Raw genomic sequence first — 901 nt, 5'->3', positions numbered from 1 at the left:
TTACTGGGCGGCTTTCTGCTGGGCGATCGTATCGTGAAGATAGGCGGTGAACTCGTCCCGCAGATCCGGGCGAGCCATGCCGAAGGCAACAGTGGCCTGAAGGAACCCGGCCTTGGACCCGCAGTCGTAGCGCTGACCACGGAAACGGTAGCCATAGACCCCGGTGCCCTCGGCGCCCACTTCCTCGGCAATCGCGTCGGTCAGCTGGATCTCGCCACCGGCACCCTGCTTCATCCGGTTGAGGTTGGTCAGAACTTTCGGCGACAGGATGTAGCGGCCGATCACGGCGAGGTTCGACGGCGCCTCTTCGGCCTTGGGCTTTTCCACCATGCCCTTTGCGCGGACGATGGTGCCCATATCCTCGGCGATGTCGAGCACCCCGTAGGACGAGGCTTTCGCCGGCGGCACCTCCATCGCGGCGACCATATTGCCGCCGGTCTGTTCGTAGGCTTCCACCATCTGCGCGAGGCAGGATTTTTCGGCCGCGATCACGTCATCGGGCAGCAGGACGGCGAAGGGTTCATTGCCAATCAGACGACGGGCACACCAGACAGCATGGCCAAGCCCCATCGGACGGTTCTGCCGGACATAGGCGATGGCGCCCGAATCCATATTGGTGTCCTTCAAAACCTCCAGCAGGTCTTCCTTGCCCTTCTTGCGCAGCGCACTTTCAAGCTCGGGGGCATGATCGAAGTAATCCTCCAGCGCCGACTTGCCGCGCGAGGTCACGAAGATGAATTCCTTGATCCCGGCCGCACGCGCCTCATCAATGGCGTATTGGATCAGCGGGCGGTCCACCAGTGTCATGATCTCTTTCGGGATCGACTTCGTTGCGGGCAGGAAACGGGTTCCAAGCCCCGCAACCGGAAATACCGCCTTGGTGACCTTTCTGGGCTTCATG

Annotated in this window: 1 protein-coding gene; it reads right to left on the bottom strand. The window is 61.7% G+C overall.

Features of this window, described 5'->3' with window-relative positions; translation table 11 throughout:
* A complete protein-coding gene (gene galU, locus D2N39_RS22415; protein ID WP_119136924.1) occupies nt 1–900 on the bottom strand; it encodes a UTP--glucose-1-phosphate uridylyltransferase GalU in 900 nt (299 codons plus the stop codon).
* Between the last annotated feature and the right edge of the window lies 1 nt (nt 901).

The sequence above is a fragment of the Gemmobacter lutimaris genome (genome assembly GCF_003570715.1).
Lineage (GTDB): Bacteria > Pseudomonadota > Alphaproteobacteria > Rhodobacterales > Rhodobacteraceae > Gemmobacter > Gemmobacter lutimaris.
This window is presented reverse-complemented; position numbering and strand designations above follow the sequence as displayed.

What these genes read in the sequence shown, in the direction of transcription:
- galU (WP_119136924.1), bottom strand. Translation starts at nt 900, where the DNA reads ATGAAGCCCAGAAAGGTCACCAAGGCGGTATTTCCGGTTGCGGGGCTT.